This window comes from Pseudoalteromonas sp. CuT4-3 (genome assembly GCF_035666335.1).
Taxonomy (GTDB): Bacteria; Pseudomonadota; Gammaproteobacteria; order Enterobacterales; family Alteromonadaceae; genus Pseudoalteromonas; species Pseudoalteromonas atlantica.
This window is the reverse complement of sequence record NZ_CP142030.1, coordinates 189,479-212,165: the sequence shown is the minus strand read 5'-3', so window position 1 is coordinate 212,165 and position 22,687 is coordinate 189,479. Positions and strand designations below refer to the sequence as shown.

Genomic DNA, 22,687 nt, shown 5'->3' with positions numbered 1-22,687 from the left:
TTCTATAAGTTACCTACTTCCAATTCCGTTGCTTCAATACTCAATTCTTGCTCAAGATCTCCAAAGATATCTAGTACCCAAGATTGCATGTGTTTATCGTAAGTAACAGTTCGCGCCAAGTTGATGTACTTCTCCGTAGTAGAAAAGTTGGAATGGCCCAATAACGTCATAAGCTTGTACTGAATAAAGCCAAGTGGTAAATCATTTTCTAATAAAAAACGAGCTAATGATGTTGCAAAAGTAGCACGTAAATCGTGGAATGAATGAGTAAATTTCACCTTACTACTTGAAAATTCTTTTGCTGTTATCGAAGTTATATTAGTAATTGAACCTTCATTTAAGCGCTTGCCTGAACGATTGATAAATAATGGTTTATCAATCGAACTATTATGATCATCCCATTTTGCTGAACGATTCAGGCGTTCACCAGAATTTTTATAGACCCATAAGCGAGTCATTAAAGAACGTGGGACTAGTACTTTCCTGTGCTTGTTGAACTTACCAACAATATCAACAGCATACACTTTGGTTTCATCAAGGTTCGTATCAACGATCTGAGATTCGTTAAGTAAAGTAACTTCAAAAGCCCTCAAACCACACAACAAAGCTAAATCAGCCCACAATTTACGTGATTTAGATTGCATGTAATCAGATGAGTAGAAGCTCCATAGTTCTTTTTGACTAAAAGGAGACAAACTATCATTTAATATCATTTTCTTCTGTTGGTGTTTTTTGGGGATAGTTAAATCATTGGTTTGAACAACAATGCCAAGATTATTACTAAAAGATGTAAATATTAAATCAAACTCAGAGCTCGAACGCTTTTTCTTAATTATTTTGTTGCTATAGCTGAATGGCAATTTTTCAATACGTTTTGTTTGCCAAGCCCACTCGTAGAATTGACGAACATGTGAGACATAAAGGTTAGCCGTATTAAGTGATAGTTCAATTCGTTTAACGCGATCAATTAAGTGAGCCCGAAACTGATATGGTGGGAGCCATTCCTTAGTTTTTTCAGATTCTGCTACGGTATATAAGTCTTGCCAATCAATTCCTCTGTCTTCAAGCCAGTTAAGAAAAATTTTTAATGAGTTGGCAATACTCTTAATTGTTTTTACTGTTACACCGCCTAATAAATTTTTTTGCCCCCCTCTCTTGGGCCGAAGAAATTTCCCTTTGTATCTATATTCAAGAAAAAGGTTTACTTCTAGACATTCTTTTAGACGGGTGGCACTAGCTAATAACGGAAATTTCTCTGAAATGTGTTCGTGCTGAAAGTTAATTGAGCGTATCTGTTGGTTTTTAGATATATTTTTCAGTTCCCCATCAAAAGATGGTAGTGACCCCATATTTATATCTACTATCACTATAGAAACCATAACAATCCTCAACATGTGGGTAATGTAAATTACATATTAAGTTAAACTATAGTAACAAATTAGAGATTCATCAAAGATGAGATTAGCATTAATGTGATGTAGATGTGACTACATCTCGCGAAAGTAAAAAAGTATCTTTACCAAGCGCTCTTAAGGCATACGGGCCAGTATTTCCACCCAAACGGGCGCCGTGTTTTTTTAAATGCGCCCATAAACCAATAATGTCATCGCCTGGCCAGTTAGCTACGAACTTGCTAAAACTGCCATGTTGCTGTGCTATTTCGTGGATCATGTAGGCATTTTCAGGAATTGTTTTTACCTTTTTATAATTACGAATAATGCGCTCATCAGTTGCTTTTTGCTCGAGCATATCGGGCGGCATCATAAGTAATTTATCAACACTAAACTGCCAAAAAACCTCTCTAAAACCTGGCCATTTACTGTTTATTACCGACCAGTAAAACCCGCTTTGAAATACTTTACGGGTAAACTCTTCAAGCCAATCGTCGTCACTTAATGCGCTTAATGCTTTTTTAGATAAGGGTTTTGCGAGTAATAACTTAAGCATTTTTTCAGAACCTTTTCGCTCTACTGCTCGCTTATAAATATCGCTAAATTTTTCCATACTTATTAAATACCTCATCACTGCTCATAGGGTTAGTTTACGAGAAAAGCAGCTAATACGTAACCACCCACATTTTCGATGAACTAATCTGTATCCTGCAACTTGACACCTAGACGGCTAAAATGTTTTAATCGCCGCAATTACCCTATTTAAATTGTATTTTGTTAAACCTTTTGCGGTTAAACAAAATACAAAGGGCTAGAAGAGGTGCGTTATTCAGGTAGCGTATGTTAGGAGCGCAAACTCCAGTGAGCATATGTGAGGGGAATACCGCCGAGAGGTAAACGCTTTTGCGAAGCAATTACTTCGGGCGACTAGGTTGAATCCTAGCGACTGTCACCAATAGCTGTTTTAGAGCAGCTTATTAGTTTGGTGGAGAGCTTCTGGTCTTAAATAATAAGGCCGTGCGCCCTATTATTTTAAGCCCATTCGCTCTTCGAATACTGTTCGAACGACGTTAATGCGGCTCACATCATACAGCCTCCTTAATATCTCGAACACCTTATAGGTTCGTAAGAGATGATTCACAACTTCAATTTAGACGACTACGCACTGTGGACAGCGCTTGTTACGCCGTTTGATCAACAAGGTAATGTTGACTACGACACGCTCACAACACTTGTTAGCGAACAAGAAGCGGCACACAACGGTATTTTACTGCTCGGTAGCACAGGTGAAGGCTTAGCCCTTACGCTTAAAGAGCAGCAAGGCATTGTTGAGCACGTGTGCCAATTAAAATCCAGTGTACCGCTTATGGTTGCTGTTGGTGGTAGTAATTTGGCCCAACAAAAAGAATGGGTTAGCTACTGTAACCAATTACCTATTCACAGCTACTTATTAGGCTCGCCTCTTTATGCAAAACCAGGGGCTGTAGGTCAAACACATTGGTACGAAAGCTTATTAAACGAAAGCGTGCATCCGTGTATGTTGTACAACGTACCTGGGCGCAGCGGTGTAAGCATTCCTATCGAAACCATTGAAAACTTAAAAGCGCACCCAAAACTGTGGGCTTTAAAAGAAGCCAGTGGCAACATCACCCAATTTGAAGCATACCGACAAGCCGCGCCTAATTTAGCGCTATACAGTGGCGACGATGCACTTATGCCCTACTTTGCCCAAGCAGGTGCAAAAGGCTTAGTTTCGGTTGCGGCCAATGCATGGCCTTTGCAAACACACGAATTTGTAAAGCGCAGCCTAAGCGGTCAACACCCCAATTTATTTGCTCAGTGGACTCGCGCTATCAATAGCCTATTTGCTGTAGCAAACCCTATTCCCGTTAAAGTGCTAATGCACCAGCAAGGGCGTTTAAATAGCCCACTGTTGCGTCCACCTTTAACGCATCTTGAGTTAACGCAAACCGATTGCATTACCACTGCAAACGACACCATTTTATCTTGGCATTAAACACAGGTTTTTATAATGAGCTGGTTAGAACTACTAAATAATTTAGAATCGGGCGCAGTACGCGCAGCATCACAAAACGAAAGCGGCCAATGGGAAGCTAACGTAGAAGTAAAACAAGGCATTTTAGAAGCCTTTAAAAATGGCACTAACACCGAGTTTGCAGGCGGGTTTGTTGATAAGCATAACCTTGCACCACAAGAATTTAGCACTGACGATGGCGTGCGTATGGTACCAGGTGGCACCAGTGTTCGCCGCGGTGCCTACGTAGCTAAAGGCACTATTATTATGCCACCAGCGTACGTAAATATTGGCGCATACATCGACGAAGGTACTATGGTTGATAGCCACGCATTAGTGGGTTCATGTGCACAAGTTGGTAAAAATGTACATTTAAGCGCAGCTGTTCAACTTGGTGGTGTACTTGAGCCAATTGGGGCAAGCCCAGTCGTGGTTGAAGACGATGCGTTTATTGGCGCAGGTTGTGTCATTGTTGAAGGCGTAGTGGTTAAAAAAGGCGCGGTACTTGCCCCAGGTGTGCGTTTATCTGCAACTATTCCGGTTTACGACTGTGTTAACGAGCGCCAGCTAGATAAAGGCGAGCCAATTCCAGAGTACGCTATTGTAATACCAGGCTCTCGCCCTGCGTCTAACGAATGGGCTCGTGAGCAAGGCTTAAGCATGTCATGTCCACTCATTGTTAAATACCGCGACGAGCAAAGCGATGCATCGTTATTGCTAGAAGAGGTTTTACGATAATGAGCTTTTTGAGCACGCCTATCAAGGCCGCCGTAAATACACTTACTCAGCAACTTGATACACCTTTTTTTGTTTACGACTTAGACAAACTAAACGCACACCTTACCCGTTTAATTGCGCAAACCGATGTAAAGCTTTGGTATGCGGTAAAAGCCAATCCGCTTTCTAAGGTTATTCAATGCCTAGACAGCGCCGGATTTAACTTTGACGTAGCAAGTAAAGGTGAGCTTGAACAAGTCCTTGCACAAGGTATTAGTTCACAGCGCGTGCTCAACACAGGGCCTGCAAAGAGCCCTAAACAAATTAAACACTTTATTGAGCGCGGCGTGCGTATTTTTGTTGCCGAAAGCCTCAATCAAGTACGTTGGTTAAACCAGCAAGCGCAGCTGCAAAATACGCAGCTGCAAGTATTACTGCGTGTGCAATTACGCTGGCCAGAAGGTGAAAAAAACCCATTAGGGGGTGACAGCCTTACTCCGTTTGGGCTTGGTTGCGATGAATGGCAAGCGCTCAATACTGGCGATTACCCAGCACTTAGTTTTGATGGTCTGCATATTTTTCAGTGGGGCAACATGCTTAGCACGCAAAAGCTAAGCGAGCTGTGGTCGCAAATGATTGCACCGCTTACCACCTTGGCTAATAACTTAAATATAAACCTGAAAATTTTAGACTTAGGCGGCGGTTTAGGTATTCCTTACACACCAAACGATGCAACACTTGAGTGGGATGGATTAATCACCGCGCTGGCAAAAATTAAAAAAGATGCGGGTGTAGACGAGCTTTGGATGGAGCTTGGCCGTTACGCTGTAGGCGAATGCGGCCATTACGCGAACCCCGTCGTTGAGTGCAAACAAAACTACGGGCAACAGCAAGTTATTTTAACCGGTGGTATTAACCACTTATTGCGCCCAGCTGTTACAAGCCAAGATTTTCCTGCGGCGTTACTGCGCGAATCAACAGCGCCAGAACAAGCAATGAGCTTATATGGCCCATTATGTACTGCCCTTGATTGCTTAGGCGAGCATAGCCTACCAAGCGATTTAAACGAGCAAGACTGGCTGGTGTTTAGCCAATGTGGTGCCTATGGTTTTACCGAAAGCATGCCCTATTTTTTATGCCATGAACTAGCTGCAGAATACGTGTTACAAAATGGCGAGCTCACGTGTGTGCGCCAAGCAGAAGATGCCAGTCACTACTTAAGGTAATAAACATGAGCATAACAACACCCATTAGCCAAGAAAACATTGTAGTAGGGGAAGTAGCAAACGGCTTACCCCTAACTATTCCGGTGTATCGCTTAAAAGGCGATGGCAGCGGGCCAAGCGTGTATATTCAAGCCAATATGCATGGCGCCGAGGTACAAGGTAACGCGGTTATTTTTCAGCTGCTAGAGCAGTTAAAACAGCTCAATTTAAAAGGCGACATTACCTTAGTACCTTATGCTAACCCTATTGGTTGTAATCAAAAATCAGGGGAATTTACCCTTGGCCGATTCGACCCTATTACTGGCACTAACTGGAACCGTATGTATCACTACAATAGTGATTTAGTTACCCAGTTTGCACACGAGCATAGCCAGTACGACGATGCCGCTTTAAAAAGTAATTTTAAAAAAGCCCTGCTTGATGAAATAGATGCCAAACTTAACGGCCCAGCTTATTTACTCAATACCGGTAAACGCATTGCGCTTAACCTGCAAAAGCTTGCGCATCAAGCCGATATCGTGCTCGACTTACACACGGGGCCTATTTCAAGTAAGCATCTGTACTGTCCAACATATGCGAGCGACAGCGCACGTTATTTTAATATTGAACACGTACTGCTTATTCCAAGCGACTTTGATGGCGCAATGGATGAAGCTAGCTTTTGCCCATGGTGGCATCTAAGTGATGCACTTAGTGCGCAAGGCAGGGACTTTAATGTACAGGTTGAGGCCTTTACAGTAGAGCTAGGCAGCCAAGAAAAAATAGATTTAGCAGCCGCCTTTGACGATGCAAACAGCATTTTAAGCTATTTGAACCATAAAAATGTATTGGTAGATGCAGCGCATCAACCTAAGCAGATGACTCGTTATGCGTGCCATTTAGGTGACTACTTTGCTTATTATGCGCCGATTGGCGGCATGGTTGAATATGTTGCCCCGTTAGGCGCACACATAAAGGCAGGTGAGCCAATAGCCCATATATTGCGCATGGAGCGCTATTTAACTGAGCAGCCCCTACAAACATTAAGCCTTGATTGCGATGCAATTGCTATTTTGCATTTTGCCTCAGCAAGCGTAAACCAAGGCACTGAACTTTATAAGTTTTTTACTAACGTATTTGAGTTATAACGCACCGCGCTATAACTCCCCCTTCTCATTGCGTGAGAGTAAGTTAACTAACTTACAATATAAGCGGCTATATGCCGCTTTTTTTGATCTGTGATAACGGTGTAAACGTAAGGTAATCAAATAAGTGTAAATTCAGTGAAAGTTCACTGTTACAAATGTAAAAACACGTTATAATTTATAAATCTACCTTACTCTCAAAGGAATAAACAATGAGCTGGCGTTATTGGATTGCAGTTACGGCTTTACTAAGCACACCCTCTTTTGCCCAACAAGAGGTTAAAAAAAATGAACAAGACAACGACATAGAGCTAGTTAAGCAATGTATTTTAAATGAAGTAATTGGTGGCGATGGTAAGCAAACCTTAGACGAGCTGCGCACAAAGTGTTCCGCCCTTGAAGAAAACAAACAACTTACCGCACTTGATAAACGCAAGGCTCGCGAAGAGGTAAGTAAAAAAAATCGTAACGTAATTACGCCGCATAAACGTAACTACATTTTACCTTTATCGTATGTCTCGCACCCTAACGATCGCCCGTTTGATGGCTTTGACGAGCTAACAGATGAAGAAAATGGCGAACCCCTTGATAACCTAGAGGCTAAATACCAGCTTTCTATTAAAGTGCCACTGTACGATGATTTTGCAGATGACGACCAAGCCATATTTTTTGGCTTTACCTTGCAGTCGTATTGGCAAATTTATAACTCAGAGATTTCTTCTCCGTTTCGTGAAACCAACTACGAACCAGAAATATTTTGGGTAAACTACCTAGACCAAGAAAACGTACTTTGGGGCGACGAAATGGCCATAGCGCTGGGTATTTCGCACCAATCTAATGGCCGCAGCCAGCCAAACTCTCGTTCATGGAACCGAATTTACGCCGATTTTATATGGGAAAAGAGCGGTTTTGTATTTAGCTTTAAACCTTGGTATCGCATTGCCGAGGATGAAAAAGACAATATATTAGAAGCCGATGGCGACGACAATCCAGATATTTACAAATACATGGGTTACTTTGAATTTGGCGGGGCGTATCGTTATCACGATCACGAGTTTAGCTTTATGACTCGTAACAATTTAAATTCAGATAACCGTGGTGCACTTCAACTAGATTGGTCATTCCCTCTTTGGGGTCGTTTGCGTGGCTACGCACAATATTTTAACGGTTACGGTGAGAGCCTAATTGATTATAACGCTGATGTAGAGCGTATTGGTGTAGGTATATTACTTACTGATTTACTCTAATTTATTAATACGCCATAAAAAAAGCCAAGCCCTTTTATAAAGTGCTTGGCTTTTTTATTAAAGCGTTACTCGTTATTTTTTAACGGCAAACACCCCTTCAAACTCTGCAACAACATCGCTGCCATCAAATATAGTAACAGGTACTACATAACTTGCTTTGCCTGTTGTTTCCAGCTCTCTGAGTTTACCTTTACAGGTTTGCACATCAACACAACCGCGTGGGTCGGTATTAAGTGGTTTTAAGTATTTTATAGTGGCATCGGCTAATACAATATTACCCTCAAGCCCTGCCTCTTTAAGCGCTAGGTACGTTGCGCCCCAACCGGTTAAGGTTGCTAAGCTGTATATAGAGCCTGCAAACATAGTGTTGTGTAGGTTTAAGTTAGCGTCTAAATCAGCACGCGTTGTAAACTGCCAATCTGTGTAGCTTTCTACTTTTATACCCATTGCATCACTAATTGGGATTGATTCACGCCAAATATTTTGCAGTACTTGCGTCCAATCAGGGTGGCGAAACCAACCCGGCTCACTAGGCTTTTGCTTAATCATTTTGAAATGTTGTACATCGCCATACGCTAAGTGGGCTTTTTCTTTTAGCTCGTAGCCATGGCGCTTATAAAACTCAAGCGCACGCTCGCGAGCAAATAACACTAATTCGCCTGCATTTTGCGTCCATGCTATTTTTTCAAGCTCGTGTAATAAACGGCTACCAATATGTTGATTACGGTTGCCTTCGGCTACGGCCATGTAACGTACTTGCGCTTGTTCATGGTTGTTAAAGTGTAAACGGGCCACACCAAGCACATCACCGTTGTTATTTTTTATAAAGCGATGCTCTGAGTCTTGTTCCATATCATCTTGTTCAGAGCCACGAGGCTCATTCCAAGGCGCACGTAGTACTTCCCAACGTAATTGATAGTACGCTTGCCAGTCTTCGCTGCTCTGCGGTGTAGTTACTTGAAACATATATACTCCTGTTGTTTTGCCGTAAATAAAAAATAAAGGCTACGGCATGTAATCCAACTGAATAACTCTTTAACCTGCACATTGGTTTTTACATTAGAAAATTAAAGATTAAGTTGGTTGGAATTATTATGGCAAATACCATACTCCATCTTTTAAACACTGCCAATACGACTTTGGTAAGCAAGCGAAAAAATAACTGTTTTACCCATCGCATCAGCTAGTTTATGCTGGGCCTTTAGAGATTGAACATGCACTGAGCGAAGGGTTCTGCCTAGGGGAAATTTACTCTTTGTTGCCTACATGGGTGTAAGCCAGTAGAGTAACGCAGGAGCAGTTACCGAGCCCACTAGGTTACAAATCTCGCGCCGCGATTAAATCGCCCCCTAGATTGAACAAACTTTAATCCTGAAAGGTCAACAGGCCCTTAATGTTATGAGCGATTTTATAAACCCTTTAACGGGTGTAGTGAGTAGCCACTTTATTAGTCACAGCCAAGATATTGGGCAACTAGTTTACTGGCATAAATATGCAGGCGATCACATACAGGTTCGCCAATTCGGGCAGCTTCGCTGGCTGCTGATTAACGATACGTTGCAATCGGTGATAGAGCTTAACAATCCACAGCGCTTACTATTTCCACATTTAACCTATTTAGCTAAGCAGTGGCAAACCTTAGCACCACCAAATCATGTGTTAGAACTTGGCCTTGGCGGTGGCGCTATACGTAATTACTTACAATACACTTACCCGCAGACACACGTAACATCAGTTGAAAAAAATGCAGATATAATTGCCTGCTATACAGATTTTTTCGCTCTTAAAAACCAAAGTGACGTGCAGTGTGATGACGCGCAAAATGTACTTAGCAAGGCACATAGCCATGACTGGATTATTCTTGATTTATTTAGCCAGATAGATGCACCACGATTTTTGTTTGAACGCGCTTTTTATCAAAAAATATACGATGCGCTAAACGCAGGTGGCACGTTATTTATTAACTTTTTATCGCAACATGAGTCGCAGTTAATTCAGTTACAGCAATTACTATTTAATGTGTTTGGCGTAAAAGTAAGCCCGCATAAAATTGCGGGCTTTGTGAATCATATTATTATTGTTACTAAAGCTGGTAATTAAACCGATAAGTTAAACGTAACAGGCCCATCGTTACACAAGCTCACTTGCATATCGGCGCCAAACTCTCCCGTTGCCACACTGATACCTTGCGCTTTAGCTTGAGTTACAAAATACTCGTAAAGCGCGTTAGCTTGGCTAGGTGTGGCTGCAGATGAAAAGCTTGGGCGCATGCCTTTTTTAGTATCAGCCGCTAATGTAAATTGCGACACCACGAGTAACTCACCGCCTATATCTTTTAGGCTTAAGTTCATTTTGTCGTTTTCATCGGTAAATATTCGGTAATTACTTACTTTATGCAACAGCTTGTCGGCGGCTTGCTCATCGTCTGGTTTTTCAACACCGAGTAACAATAAAATACCTTGGCCAATTTCACCTATAACTTGGTCGTTAACTTCTACTTTGGCACTTTTTACACGTTGTATTAAGCCTTGCATTTAACTGCGTTCCTCTGTTTTTAGTTCTTCATCAATGTCTATCTCTGGTGTTTGTGGTACATGATTAGGGCTTATACAGGCGGTAAATTCGGCCCCTAATAGCACCACCACCCACGACAAATACACCCACACAAATAAAATAGGAATGGTCGCAACAGCGCCATAAATTACTTCGTACGAAGGAAAATGGCTAATATAAAGCGCAAAGCCTTTTTTAGTCAGCTCAAATAATACTGCCGCAAAAAGAGCCCCAGGTAGCGCAGCCCGAATAGATACAGGCGTGTTAGGTACTAAAGTGTATAACATTAAAAAGCCAATCATCGAAAAGCCATAAGGCACCAGCTTTAACAAAAAGCCACTAAACCCAGGAATGCCCTGATCGGCAAACGACACTAACGAAACAATATACGATGTAACACCAATACTTGCGCCCAGCAGTACGGGGCCTAAGCTCAATACCATCCAATAAACCGCAAAAGAGATCATCATGGGGCGTTTTTTCTTAATACGCCAAATGCGATTAAGCGTGGCATCAACATTACGTATAAGCAGCAATGCAATCGCCGCTAAAAAGCCAATACCCACCGCGGTCATTTGGTTCGCATTGCCAGCAAAGGAGCTTATATGCTCTTTAATAACATCAGATGAGGTAGGTACAAAGTTAGTAAACAAAAAGCTTTCTATGGCTATGCGGGTCGATTCAAACCCCGGGAAGGCCGAAAATATTGCCACGCCTACCGCTATCAAAGGCACTAAAGAAAGCAAAGTAACATAGGCAAGGTAGCCCGCATTTACTGTAATTTGATCGTCTATACAGCGGTTAACGTACTGCATCCACCAGCTTGGCTGTTGCCTTAAAAAGGAGATAGCTTGCTGTTTATAAAGGGAGAGCTTATCATTCATACAATTGACTTGTGCTAATCGAATTTTGATTATGATAGCAATCAGCACCATAATTTACAGCACTTACTGGTAAATAGGGATCCAAATGAAAAAACAAACATTACTTAGCGCCTCGGTACTGGCCATTACGCTTACTTTATCGGGCTGTCAGTCGGCCTATTATTCTGCAATGGAAAAAGTAGGTGTACATAAGCGCGACATTCTTATTGACCGCGTAGAAGAAACCAAAGATTCACAAGAAGAGTCGCAAGAAGAATTTCAATCAGCACTTGAGCGCCTAACGACCTTAATTAATTTTGATGGCGGCGAGTTACAAGATGCCTACAATCAACTTAACGACGATTATGAGTCGAGCTTAGCAGCCGCTAATGAAGTGTCGAGCAATATTAATAAAGTTGAAGATGTAGCAGAAGCTTTATTTGACGAATGGAGCGATGAGCTTGAGCAATACAAAAGCGCGTCGCTTAAACGCGAAAGCAGTAAAAAACTAGCGGCTACACAACGCCAATTTAGCCAGTTACTTCGCTCTATGCGCAGTGCAGAAAGCAAAATGGAACCAGTGCTATCGTCTTTACAAGATAACGTACTGTACCTAAAGCATAACTTAAACGCACAAGCGGTTGCCGCTATTAAAGGCGAATTCACTAATTTAAAGCGTGATATTCAAGTACTGATGAACGACATGAATAAATCAATTGCCGATTCAAACAAGTTTATAGAGCAAATGAATAGCGCTGGCTAATCAATTAAAATCTGCCTAACAAAGCCTGCATATTGCAGGCTTTTTTGTTGTTACGTTTTGTTACCTTTGAACTATTTGTTAATCTTTTGATGTTGTTATACTTTTATAAAAATAATAATAGATAGCAACAATGAAACTAAAAACCACCAGCCTTGTATTTATTTGTGGATTGCTTAGCGCTTGCGAAACCGCTAATCGCATTGAGGTGATTGCAGAGGAAAGCACGCTTACCCCGCAGCATCAAACAGGCGAGCGAAAAGGACGCTTTTATAACCTCTACCCTGGCAAAAAAACCTACCCCACCACCTGCGAAACCGGCTGCTACCCGCCAAGCCCTAAATTACAATGCAAACAAGACGCTGAAGATTGCCAATTTATTGCTGAGCAAAAGCCAATTAATTTAAATACGGGCTTTACCGTGCGCTGGCTAGGACACGCAGGATTTATGATTCGCACACCTAACGGACAACACGTGCTATTTGACCCTGTAAAAGAGCAGTTCGACTCACCTGTTGATTTAGCCTTTAGGTTAGCCTCAGGGTTTTACAGGCAACCCGGCGATTGGCTTACACAAAACGAGCTTAAAAACTTAAGTGCAGTGATGTACTCGCATATTCATTACGATCACTTTAATAAAGCCGATATAGAAGAGCTTGGTAATAAACCTCGATACTTAACGCCATTAGGTATGGCCGACAACTTCCCTACTGGTGGCTATAACATTAGCGAAATGGCCTGGTATGCAAAAACACAGCTTGATGATTTAACGATTCATGCCCTACCAGCGCACCACTTTAGTAGCCGTGTATTGGTGCCCTTTATTTACGAAGATAACGATAAAGACCTATGGAATGGCTGGTTGCTTGAGCAAAACGGCAGTACCGTGTTTTTTGCAGGCGATACCGGCTACTCAAAACACTTTAAAGACATTCAGCAAAAGTATGGCGATATAGACATATGCCTACTGCCCATAGCCTCGTATTACAGTGAAGACAGCCCTACTTGGTATCGTTATGTACACACCACACCAGAGGATGCTGTAAATGCAGCTAGTGATCTTAACTGTAAAGTAATGATACCGTGGGGCTATGGTAACTCAAGCTGGAAAATGGGCGACCGGACAAGCCATTCAGCACTGTTAAGGTTGCTTTATATGCACAATAAAATGGCTTCAACCACACCTTTATATATTTTAAACGAAGGCGAAAGTATTTCACTGTAACTCATTGCTGAACTGTTTTAGGATGATTGTAATATCTAAATACATATTAACATTGAGAAATTAATGAAAAAACACGCATTAGTTTTAAGCTGTTTATTAAGCGCCCCAGTAATGGCCATTGATGTAGCGTACACATCGACCCCTATTACTATTGATGGCGTATCTGAAAGCGCATGGGATAAAGCAACGTGGCATGATATGCCGCATTTAATGGATGGCACCTTGCCCTCATCAGATGCCGACTTTAAAGGCCGCTACCGCCTGCTGTGGGATAAAAACTACCTGTATTTACAAGCTGATATAACTGACGATGTACTTATTGATACGCACCCAGACCCGACCGTAAAATATTGGGATGACGATGCGCTGGAAATTTTTATCGATAGCGACGCGTCAGGTGGTATTCACCAGTTTAACCATACCGCGTTGGCATATCATATTGGCCTTGATAACCAAGCCGCCGATTACGGCCCCGATAAAAAAGCCCATTTATACACCGACCACTTAACAAGTAACTGGAAGCGTAATACCCAAGCCCCTTATAACATCACCTGGGAAGTTGCTATAAAGCTCTACCCTAACGATTACCAAGAAGGCGCTGTAAACACGCCCATTACGCTTAATGAAAAACAAGTCATTGGTTTTATGCTCGCGTATTGCGATAACGATGGCAGCGAAGTACGCGAGCACTTTATGGGCTCTCACGAAGTACAGCCAGTCAATGGCGACAGAAACCGCGGTTTTATAGACGCAGATGTCTTTGGCAAAATTACCCTGCTACCAAAAAGTAAGTAACTACCAATAAAATAATTGAAAACGTTGGGTTGAGCGTAGCGAAACCCAACGAAAAAATACCCTACCAACAATGACAGATGCTTTGCATTATCGATTGATTAAGATCTGACTCTTTTACTTCTCATTCCCGTCTCCTTGTGCAAATATTTTTTAAGTAAATTATTCACAAAGAGAATAAGAGGCGCTGCGCTTTTAGAGATAAATACATTGTGGCAGTTTCACTATAGAACGAACTATAAACACAGACGTATTTGGAAAAGCCACTCTACTTCCAAAAAGTAACTACTAATAAATAGTTGAGAAGTAGGTTGGGTTGAGCGTAGCGAAACCCAACGAAAAAGCACCCTACCAACACGCACTACCACTATGCATTGTTGCAGGTTTATATAGCCTACTGACTTTCAGCTTAGACCAGCCTATTTAGCTGCGCCGTTCTATGATCTGACTCCATAAAAGTAGACACCTATTTAGGAGTCAGTTCTCATGAAAGTAAAAGCGTTTCGTAAACATACAGAGGAATTTAAAAGAAAAGTGGTGCAGGAATCACTAGACTCACACGGTACCGTTAAAATGACCGCTAATAAATACGGTATTCATCCCGATATGCTGTCAAGTTGGAGAAGTAAAATGACCTCAAGAAAAGAGCCTAAGCCACTTAAAAACCATGGTCCAGAAAAGTCATATAAAGACCTTGAACGTCAAGTTCGTAACCTTGAAAAGCAGCTTGAGGACGTACAGTTGGAGAACGACGTACTAAAAAAGGCGAGGGCCTACTTCGACAGTCTAAAAGAATAAGGTTTCAATATATTCATAAGACCACGACGGTGAAGAAAACAGTAAGCAAGTTATGTAAGTTATTATCTGTTTCTAAGGCTGGGTATTACAAATGGTTGAAACAGTCGTCGAATCCAGTTGAAAGAAAAAATGATTTTTTACTTCAGTTTTTAATAAAAAGAAGTAATGAAGAGCACTGCATACCTGGTTACAGAAAATTGTGGCAAGCCGCCATAGCCGACGGATATGATTGCAGTAAAGGCCGAGTGCAGCGTTTATTACAAAGCGTAGGTTATCGCTCTAAATCAGGTAAGCGTCGCTACACCAGTGGTAATAAAAAGCAGGGTTTTATAACGACAGAGAATCTACTTGCTCGTCAATTTGATGTTGAAGAGCCTAATAGTGTATGGGTATCGGATATAACTCAGGTGCGCTGTAAAGAAGGCTGGCAGTACTTATGTGTCATTTTAGATTTATACTCACGCAAAGTTGTGGGCTGGGCAACAAGTCGAATTAATAATGCGGTTTTAGTGATTAAAACACTAAAGAAGGCTTGGAATGTGCGCAAGCCGAACGGGCAACGTTTACTGTTTCATTCAGATCAAGGGAGCCAGTATCGAGCTAAAGAGACTATATCGTGGTTGAACAAGCGAGGTGTAACGATTAGCATGTCGAGAAGGGGGAACTGCTGGGATAATGCCTGTTCAGAAAGTTTTTTTGCTCAGTACAAAAAAGAATGGATGAGTAATCTAAATGAACTGAGTCGTAGCGAAATGACAATACAAAGTCGTTTTTATATTGAGAATTACTACAACTCAGTGCGAATGCATGGGACGATTGGAAATGTTAGCCCCATACAATATGAATCAATGAATTAAAACCCCGTGTCTACTTTATCGGGGTCAGATCACTAAACTGACCGCTGATAACTTATAGCTGACAACTCTTGTTTTAACCCACAAAAAAGCCGCTGTATTTTGCAATACAGCGGCTTTTAAACCATTACTCTAAATTAATAGATTATGATTTTGGAGCACGACCCGCACGCTTACGCTCACTTTCAGTTAAGTGACGCTTACGAATACGAATGTTCTCAGGTGTTACTTCTACTAACTCGTCATCATCGATGAACTCAAGCGCTTGCTCTAGTGTGTAGTTCAATGGTGGCGTCAATGTTTGTGCTTCATCTGTACCAGATGCACGAACGTTAGTAAGTTGCTTACCTTTAAGGGCGTTAACTGTAAGGTCGTTATCGCGGCTATGAATACCGATAACCATACCTTCGTAAACTTCAACACCGTGACCGATGAATAATTTACCACGCTCTTGTAAGTTAAATAATGCGTTAGTAAGTGCTTTACCTGTAGCATTTGCAATCATTACGCCGTTCTTACGAACACCTAGCTCGCCACCTTTGTGCGGACCGTAGTGATCGAATGTATGGTAAAGTAAACCAGAACCTGAAGTTAACGTCATGAACTCAGTTTGGAAACCGATTAAGCCACGGCTTGGGATCATAAAGTCTAAACGCATACGGCCCTTACCATCTGGTGCCATATCAGTAAGTTCACCTTTACGAAGACCAATTTGCTCCATGATAGAACCTTGATGCTCTTCTTCACAGTCAATTGTTAGTGTTTCATACGGTTCTTCTAATACGCCATCAACAGTGCGTAAGATTACTTCTGGACGAGATACAGCTAGCTCATAACCTTCACGACGCATGTTTTCGATTAAGATACCAAGGTGTAATTCACCACGGCCCGATACGCGGAAGCTATCTGGGTTGTCAGTATCAGCAACACGAAGTGCAACGTTATGTACTAATTCTTTGTCTAAACGCTCACGAATATTACGTGAGGTTACAAACTTACCTTCTTTACCACAGAAAGGAGAGTTATTTACAGAGAACGTCATTGTTACTGTTGGCTCATCAACACTTAGTGGTGGTAATGCTTCAACGTTGTTAGGACAACAAACAGTATCTGAAATCTTAAGCTCGCCAAGACCTGTTACCGTTACAATGTTACCAGCGTAAGCTTTATCTGTTTCGATACGCTCAAGACCTAGGTAGCTTTGTACTGAACCAATTTTGCCGTTACGCGTAGAGCCATCAGCACTAACAATCGTTACTTGCTGGTTAGGCACAACAGAACCACGTTTGATACGGCCGATACCGATTACACCTTTATAAGAGTTGTAATCAAGCTGAGAAATCTGCATTTGGAAGTCACCTTCAGGATCTGCATCCGGTGGTGATACTTCGTCAACGATCATTTGGAACATAGGTTCCATGTTGTCAGACGGCTCGTCTAAATCTAGTGTAGCCCAACCGTTGATTGCTGAAGCGTAGATTACTTTAAAGTCTAGCTGTTCGTCAGTTGCACCTAGGTTGTCGAATAAATCAAAGATTTGATCCATAACCCAATCAGGACGTGCACCTGGCTTGTCGATTTTGTTGATAACAACAATTGGCTTTAAGCCTTGCGCGAATGCTTTTTGCGTTACGAAACGCGTTTGCGGCATTGGACCTTCTTGAGCATCAACAAGTAATAATACTGAGTCAGCCATCGAAAGTACGCGTTCAACTTCACCACCAAAATCGGCGTGTCCCGGGGTATCTACGATATTGATATGGTAGTCTTTCCAAGAAATGGCTGTGTTTTTAGCCAAAATGGTAATACCACGTTCTTTCTCAATGTCGTTTGAGTCCATCACACGCTCTTCGTTACCGCCGCGTGTTTCTAATGTACCTGATTGCTCAAGTAGTTTGTCAACCAATGTCGTTTTACCGTGGTCAACGTGCGCGATAATCGCTATATTTCTTAACTGTTCGATGCTCATATTTTTACTCAGAGAAGTTTATTCTCATTGATCCTGCAAGATCTACGCACTCATCTGCGTTTTCACCAGATGTCCCAGCATAGGATTTAAAAGGGCGCATATTATCCCTCATTAATGACATGGATGAAAGTTTATCCAATACAATTTTAAAAACTTTCTTAATACTTTTACTAAGTATCTGTTTTTTATATGACAATTATATGAAATAAATTTCGACAAATTACATAAATTGTCGTTTTTTAGCTAATTTGTTGATTGCTTTGGCACTATTTACTATTTAAGTTAAGCTGATTTAGGTGATTAAAATACGTGCAGAATCGAGCGTGAAATTTTTGCACCAATGTGGATATTTTACGCACCACAAAAGTGCAAAGCCCGTGACCACTTTTGTGCAACCATAATTTTTAACTTAATAAACAGTAAGTTAAAATAATGGCATAAAATCGGCTTACTAAAAAACCAAAGCATTTAATGCAGCAATAATAAAACCCAACAGTTGGAGGACACATGTCACAATCGGTTTTAGATTTTATTAAAGAAAATGACGTTAAGTTCATTGATTTACGCTTTACTGATACTAGAGGTAAAGAACAACATGTTTCTATTCCTCATCACCAAGTAGATGAAGATTTTTTTGAAGACGGCAAAATGTTCGACGGCTCTTCAATTGCAGGTTGGAAAGGCATTAACGAATCAGACATGGTACTTATGCCAGTAGCTGATTCAGTAAAATTAGACCCATTCACAGAAGAAGCTACGCTAATCGTACGTTGTGATGTTGTAGAGCCATCTACACTACAAGGTTACGAGCGTGACCCTCGTTCAGTTGCTAAACGCGCTGAAGAGTACATGAAATCTACCGGTATCGCAGATACAGTTTTATTTGGCCCTGAGCCAGAATTCTTCCTATTTGATGATGTTAAATACAAGTCAGATATGTCAGGTTCTATGTACAAAATTGATGCTGTTGAAGCAGCTTGGAACTCTGATAAAGACTACGAAGGTGGTAACACAGGTCACCGCCCAGGTGTTAAAGGTGGTTACTTCCCATGTTCACCAGTTGACTCTTCACAAGATTGGCGTTCAGCTACTTGTTTAGTACTTGAAGAACTAGGCCAAGTAGTAGAAGCACATCACCACGAAGTTGCAACAGCGGGTCAAAACGAAATCGCAACTCGCTTTAATACAATGGTATTAAAAGCGGATGAAATCCAAGAGATGAAATATGTTATTCATAACATGGCTCACCTTTACGGAAAAACGGCCACATTTATGCCTAAGCCTGTTGTAGGCGATAACGGCTCTGGTATGCACTGTCACCAATCTTTAGCAAAAGACGGTGTTAACCTTTTTGCTGGTGATAAGTACGGTGGTCTTTCTGAAGATGCACTTTACTACATTGGCGGTATTATTAAGCACGCTAAAGCAATCAATGCGTTTGCAAATGCCTCAACTAACTCGTACAAACGTTTAGTACCAGGTTTTGAAGCACCGGTAATGCTTGCATACTCTGCACGTAACCGTTCTGCATCAATCCGTATTCCAGTTGTACCATCTGAAAAAGGTCGTCGTATCGAAATACGCTTCCCAGATCCAACTGCTAACCCATACCTTGCTTTCTCTGCAATGCTTATGGCTGGCCTTGACGGTATCAAAAACAAGATCCACCCTGGCGATGCTATGGACAAGGATTTATACGACCTACCAGCAGAAGAAGCAGCAGAAATTCCACAAGTTGCATCTTCACTAGATGAAGCGCTAGAAGCACTTAGTGCTGACCGTGAATTCTTAACGCAAGGTGGCGTATTTACTGATGATTTAATCGATGCATACATTGCACTTAAATCTCAAGAAGTTGAAAAACTTAACATGACAACTCACCCAGTTGAGTTTGAAATGTACTACAGCGTTTAATACGCCGTAGACAAAATTATCGATAAGATAATAAATGTGTGTTCTCAAGCCCGCTTAGCGGGCTTTTTTTTATGGTAAATTAGGGTTATCTCCACTAAAGTTATGTAATTACAAAATATGCAGGGTAGCAATGTGAATTACAGGATATTATTACTATTTTTTGCTTTAGGATTAAGCATTTATAGTTATGCAGGCAATAAGAAAATTTATGCTTGGAAAGATAAAAATGGTGTTTTAGTGTTCTCAGATACACCACGTAGTGGCGCGCACGAAATAAAACTAAGCAGCCAAGATCTTACCCTGTCTGAGACCGATAAACACACCCCTGGTTCACCACAGCCAACGCACCCTAACCGTTTTCAAATTATGATATCGTCGCCTACACATAACCAAACCGTACGCGAAAACACTGGCTCGGTGTACGTAACAAGCCGCATAACACCGCGTTTTGAAGCTGGCTTTACCATACAGCTATTTTTAAACGGTAACGCTTATGGGCCCGCAAGCAATTTATCAACGTTTGCCATACGGGATGTAGAAAACGGAGCTCATACTTTGTATCTCAAACTTTATAATAAACAAAATCAAGCCATTGCTATCAGTCAGCCCAGTACCTTTGTGATGCAAAGAAAGGCTGTAAACTAAGTACAATGTCTCATGAAGCAAAATTAGCGCAGCAGTATTTACTGATTAAAACTTGCTTGCAAATATTAACGCACTAAAGTGGTGCAAAGATGTCAAACGAACAAAATTTTAGCCCTGAACTTCTCAATGCCATTTGGCAAAATCAAACTACATCGGTCATGTTACTTGATAAAAGTTTTACCCTTGTTTATGCCAACACCAGCACCAGCGAACTACTCGGCTTGGGTAAAAAGCGCATTATTGGGCAAACCTTTAACAGCTTATTTAATTACCATTCTGTGGATTTAGAGCGCATAGCCCAGTACTCACTTGTTGATGGTGTAGATTGCAGCCAGCACAGAGCTGACGTGGTCTTTATAGATTCTCGCCATGCAAAAATAGCCATTACATCGCGCCAAGTTAAGTTTAAAAACGAACGCTATATTTTACTTGAGTGTCGTAAAACCGATGAAGAAATAAAACACGACAAAGCCTCTAACCAAATGCATCAATATCAAGCGGCACGAAATTTAATTAGAGGGCTTGCTCACGAAATTAAAAATCCTTTAGGGGGAATACGCGGAGCGGCGCAGTTATTGCAGTATGAGGTAGATCAACAAGAAAGGGACGAATGCGCTGAGCTTATAATTGAGCAAGCCGACCGATTACGCGAATTAGTTGATAGGCTACTTGGGCCAAATCAGCTTCCGCAAAAGTCGTATGGCAATATTCACCAAACACTTGAGTCGGTTGTTAAATTAAGCACATTAGATAATTGTAAAAATATTAGTCTAGTTAAAGATTACGACCCAAGTATCCCTGATGTGTTTATTGACCAAGGCAAGGTTCAGCAAGTTGTACTTAATATTGTACGCAATGCTCAACAGGCGTTAGTTGATGGCGGTGAAATAAAAATAAAAACCCGCATTAATCATCAGTATCGCCGCCCCGGAAAAGCCCCTAAAAAAGCCTTGTTGATCCAGGTTTCTGATAATGGACCAGGCATAGACCCTAGCGTTCGCGAAACATTGTTTTACCCGATGATCACCAACAAAGAAGGTGGTTCAGGGCTAGGGCTTTCAATCGCACAAACGCTCATAGATCAGCACGACGGTTATATAGACTGCGATAGCTGGCCTGGCCATACTGAATTTAATATCTATCTGCCTTTTGCAGATTAATGTTTTGGAGTTGGCATGAAAACAGTTTGGCTTGTAGATGATGACGCATCAATTCGCTTTGTATTAGAAAAAGCGCTGACACGCGCAGGGTTTGAAGCAGAAAGCTTTGCAAATGCGCAAGACGTGTTAAGCGCGCTAAAATTTAGCCAACCAACCGTGTTGGTATCTGACGTACGGATGCCAGGCATGGACGGCATGGCATTGCTTGAACTCATAGCAGAGCAAAACCCAGGGCTGCCGGTTATTATAATGACCGCCCACTCAGATTTAGACTCAGCAGTTAACGCATTTCAAAAAGGCGCGTTTGAGTACTTAGCCAAGCCATTTGATTTAAACGAAGCCGTGGCATTAATCGAAAGTGCCTGTAGAGCAAACTCAACTAAAAAGACTAAGCGTAAACAAGTTCCACCTAAAAGCGCGCACATTATTGGCGAAGCCCCTGCGATGCAGGAAGTGTTTAGAGCGATAGGTAAACTGTCGGCTTCAAGTATGAGCGTACTAATTAATGGTGAGTCTGGCACAGGTAAAGAGCTTGTAGCCAGCGCTTTACATAACCATAGCCCACGTAAAGAAAACCAGTTTATTGCATTAAACATGGCCGCTATTCCAAAAGAGCTTGTGGAGTCTGAGCTATTTGGCCACGAAAAAGGCGCATTTACTGGTGCCGATAGCGTTCGTAAAGGCCGCTTTGAACAAGCCAATGGCGGCACACTGTTTTTAGATGAAATTGGCGATATGCCACTGGATGTGCAAACACGTTTATTACGCGTACTCGCCGATGGTGAATTTTACCGTGTGGGCGGGCACCAAAGTATTAAAGTAGATGTACGCATTATTGCTGCAACGCATCAAAATTTAGAAGATTTAGTAAAACAGGGTAAATTTAGGGACGATTTATTTCATCGTTTAAACGTTGTGCGCCTTCGTTTACCGGCTCTTAGAGAAAGAACTGAAGACATTGAACGCCTAGCGCAGCACTTTTTACACAAAAGCGCAAAAGACCTGCAAGTAGAAAGTAAAGTACTAAGCCCAAAAGCCACAGAGCAGCTTAGGCTATTTAGCTGGCCTGGTAATGTGCGCCAACTCGAAAACACCTGTCGCTGGTTGACCGTTATGGCCCCTGGTGAATTAGTAAGTGAGCAAGACCTACCACCAGAGATCATTGATGCAGCGCCTGTTCAACAAGAAGGTGATTGGCTCGATGCGTTTCAGCAATGGCTCAATCAAGAGCTTAAGCAAGGTAAAGAAAACATTTGGCCCGATATTCAAGCTCAGCTTGAAACTCGTCTTATAAAAACAGCACTGGCTAATTGCTCTGGCCATAAACAAGATGCAGCCATAAAAATTGGCTGGGGGCGCAACACGTTGACCCGCAAATTAAAAGAGCGCAATATTAGCTAGTTTCTAACCGTTA

At 41.7% G+C, this 22,687-nt stretch carries 19 protein-coding genes, 1 pseudogene and 1 riboswitch; of the genes and pseudogenes, 14 read left to right on the top strand and 6 right to left on the bottom strand.

The window, feature by feature from the left end; translation table 11 throughout:
* Window positions 1-2 precede the first annotated feature (2 nt).
* Together VOI46_RS01025 and VOI46_RS01020 are read right to left on the bottom strand one after the other, a co-directional pair.
* Window positions 3-1,379 carry a tyrosine-type recombinase/integrase gene (locus tag VOI46_RS01025; RefSeq protein ID WP_004588415.1) on the bottom strand — a complete coding sequence of 459 codons (1,377 nt, stop codon included), beginning with the start codon at window positions 1,377-1,379 and terminating at the stop codon, window positions 3-5.
* 109 nt (window positions 1,380-1,488) lie between these two features.
* Window positions 1,489-2,004, bottom strand: a pseudogene (locus VOI46_RS01020) (DNA-3-methyladenine glycosylase I); the annotation flags it as partial.
* A gap of 194 nt (window positions 2,005-2,198) precedes the next feature.
* Window positions 2,199-2,395, top strand: a riboswitch (Lysine riboswitch).
* Between the two features lie 128 nt (window positions 2,396-2,523).
* Here VOI46_RS01020 and dapA point away from each other — a divergent pair.
* From dapA to VOI46_RS00995, 5 genes are all read left to right on the top strand, one after another.
* A complete protein-coding gene (gene dapA / locus VOI46_RS01015) occupies window positions 2,524-3,408 on the top strand; it encodes a 4-hydroxy-tetrahydrodipicolinate synthase (RefSeq protein WP_004588417.1) in 885 nt (294 codons plus the stop codon).
* Window positions 3,409-3,423: 15 nt separating this feature from the next.
* Window positions 3,424-4,164: a 2,3,4,5-tetrahydropyridine-2,6-dicarboxylate N-succinyltransferase gene (locus VOI46_RS01010; RefSeq protein ID WP_004588418.1), complete on the top strand. Its 741-nt coding sequence runs from the start codon at window positions 3,424-3,426 to the stop codon at window positions 4,162-4,164.
* Window positions 4,164-5,369, top strand: coding sequence for a PLP-dependent decarboxylase (locus tag VOI46_RS01005; RefSeq protein ID WP_004588419.1), 1,206 nt, complete (start codon window positions 4,164-4,166; stop codon window positions 5,367-5,369). The genes VOI46_RS01010 and VOI46_RS01005 overlap by 1 nt, the downstream gene beginning before the upstream one ends.
* Window positions 5,370-5,374: 5 nt before the next feature.
* Entirely contained in the window at window positions 5,375-6,496 is a 1,122-nt protein-coding gene (locus VOI46_RS01000) for a succinylglutamate desuccinylase/aspartoacylase family protein (protein WP_004588420.1), read from the top strand.
* A gap of 209 nt (window positions 6,497-6,705) precedes the next feature.
* Window positions 6,706-7,740, top strand: a complete 1,035-nt coding sequence (locus VOI46_RS00995; protein ID WP_004588421.1) for a phospholipase A — start codon at window positions 6,706-6,708, stop codon at window positions 7,738-7,740.
* A gap of 72 nt (window positions 7,741-7,812) precedes the next feature.
* Here the strand turns inward: VOI46_RS00995 and VOI46_RS00990 are convergent, their stop codons facing one another.
* Complete coding sequence (locus tag VOI46_RS00990) at window positions 7,813-8,706, bottom strand: bifunctional GNAT family N-acetyltransferase/hotdog fold thioesterase (RefSeq protein WP_004588422.1); 894 nt, start codon at window positions 8,704-8,706, stop codon at window positions 7,813-7,815.
* 432 nt (window positions 8,707-9,138) lie between these two features.
* Here VOI46_RS00990 and VOI46_RS00985 point away from each other — a divergent pair, with 432 nt between their 5' ends.
* Window positions 9,139-9,840: a hypothetical protein gene (locus VOI46_RS00985; RefSeq protein WP_004588423.1), complete on the top strand. Its 702-nt coding sequence runs from the start codon at window positions 9,139-9,141 to the stop codon at window positions 9,838-9,840.
* Here the strand turns inward: VOI46_RS00985 and dtd are convergent.
* Both dtd and VOI46_RS00975 read right to left on the bottom strand, forming a co-directional pair.
* Window positions 9,837-10,274 carry a D-aminoacyl-tRNA deacylase gene (gene dtd / locus VOI46_RS00980; protein ID WP_004588424.1) on the bottom strand — a complete coding sequence of 146 codons (438 nt, stop codon included), beginning with the start codon at window positions 10,272-10,274 and terminating at the stop codon, window positions 9,837-9,839. The genes VOI46_RS00985 and dtd overlap by 4 nt on opposite strands.
* Window positions 10,275-11,177: a virulence factor BrkB family protein gene (locus VOI46_RS00975; RefSeq protein WP_029773504.1), complete on the bottom strand. Its 903-nt coding sequence runs from the start codon at window positions 11,175-11,177 to the stop codon at window positions 10,275-10,277.
* 85 nt (window positions 11,178-11,262) lie between these two features.
* On the opposite strand from VOI46_RS00975, the gene VOI46_RS00970 reads away from it, so the two are divergent.
* From VOI46_RS00970 to VOI46_RS00955, 4 genes are all read left to right on the top strand, one after another.
* On the top strand, window positions 11,263-11,919 hold the full coding sequence (locus VOI46_RS00970) for a DUF2959 domain-containing protein (protein WP_004588426.1): 657 nt from the start codon (window positions 11,263-11,265) through the stop codon (window positions 11,917-11,919).
* Between the two features lie 130 nt (window positions 11,920-12,049).
* Complete coding sequence (locus VOI46_RS00965) at window positions 12,050-13,141, top strand: MBL fold metallo-hydrolase (RefSeq protein WP_324738124.1); 1,092 nt, start codon at window positions 12,050-12,052, stop codon at window positions 13,139-13,141.
* Window positions 13,142-13,204: 63 nt separating this feature from the next.
* Window positions 13,205-13,936, top strand: coding sequence for a CBM9 family sugar-binding protein (locus tag VOI46_RS00960; RefSeq protein WP_324738123.1), 732 nt, complete (start codon window positions 13,205-13,207; stop codon window positions 13,934-13,936).
* 483 nt (window positions 13,937-14,419) lie between these two features.
* Window positions 14,420-15,588, top strand: a protein-coding gene (locus VOI46_RS00955) for an IS3 family transposase (protein ID WP_324738072.1) whose coding sequence is annotated in 2 segments (ribosomal slippage) — window positions 14,420-14,690 and window positions 14,690-15,588 — 1,170 coding nt in all. Because the reading frame shifts where the segments join, the coding sequence is not laid out codon by codon here.
* Window positions 15,589-15,730: 142 nt separating this feature from the next.
* Here the strand turns inward: VOI46_RS00955 and typA are convergent.
* Window positions 15,731-17,554 (bottom strand): translational GTPase TypA, encoded by a 1,824-nt coding sequence (gene typA, locus VOI46_RS00950; protein ID WP_004589455.1) that lies wholly within the window; start codon window positions 17,552-17,554, stop codon window positions 15,731-15,733.
* Window positions 17,555-18,061: 507 nt separating this feature from the next.
* Here typA and glnA point away from each other — a divergent pair.
* The 4 genes from glnA to glnG all read left to right on the top strand — a co-directional run bounded on the left by glnA (window position 18,062) and on the right by glnG (window position 22,674).
* Window positions 18,062-19,468 (top strand): glutamate--ammonia ligase, encoded by a 1,407-nt coding sequence (gene glnA, locus VOI46_RS00945; protein ID WP_004589454.1) that lies wholly within the window; start codon window positions 18,062-18,064, stop codon window positions 19,466-19,468.
* Between the two features lie 132 nt (window positions 19,469-19,600).
* Window positions 19,601-20,113 carry a DUF4124 domain-containing protein gene (locus VOI46_RS00940; protein WP_004589453.1) on the top strand — a complete coding sequence of 171 codons (513 nt, stop codon included), beginning with the start codon at window positions 19,601-19,603 and terminating at the stop codon, window positions 20,111-20,113.
* Window positions 20,114-20,202: 89 nt separating this feature from the next.
* Window positions 20,203-21,273 (top strand): nitrogen regulation protein NR(II), encoded by a 1,071-nt coding sequence (gene glnL, locus VOI46_RS00935; protein WP_004589452.1) that lies wholly within the window; start codon window positions 20,203-20,205, stop codon window positions 21,271-21,273.
* Window positions 21,274-21,288: 15 nt separating this feature from the next.
* Entirely contained in the window at window positions 21,289-22,674 is a 1,386-nt protein-coding gene (glnG, locus tag VOI46_RS00930) for a nitrogen regulation protein NR(I) (RefSeq protein WP_004589451.1), read from the top strand.
* The last annotated feature ends 13 nt before the right edge of the window (window positions 22,675-22,687 follow it).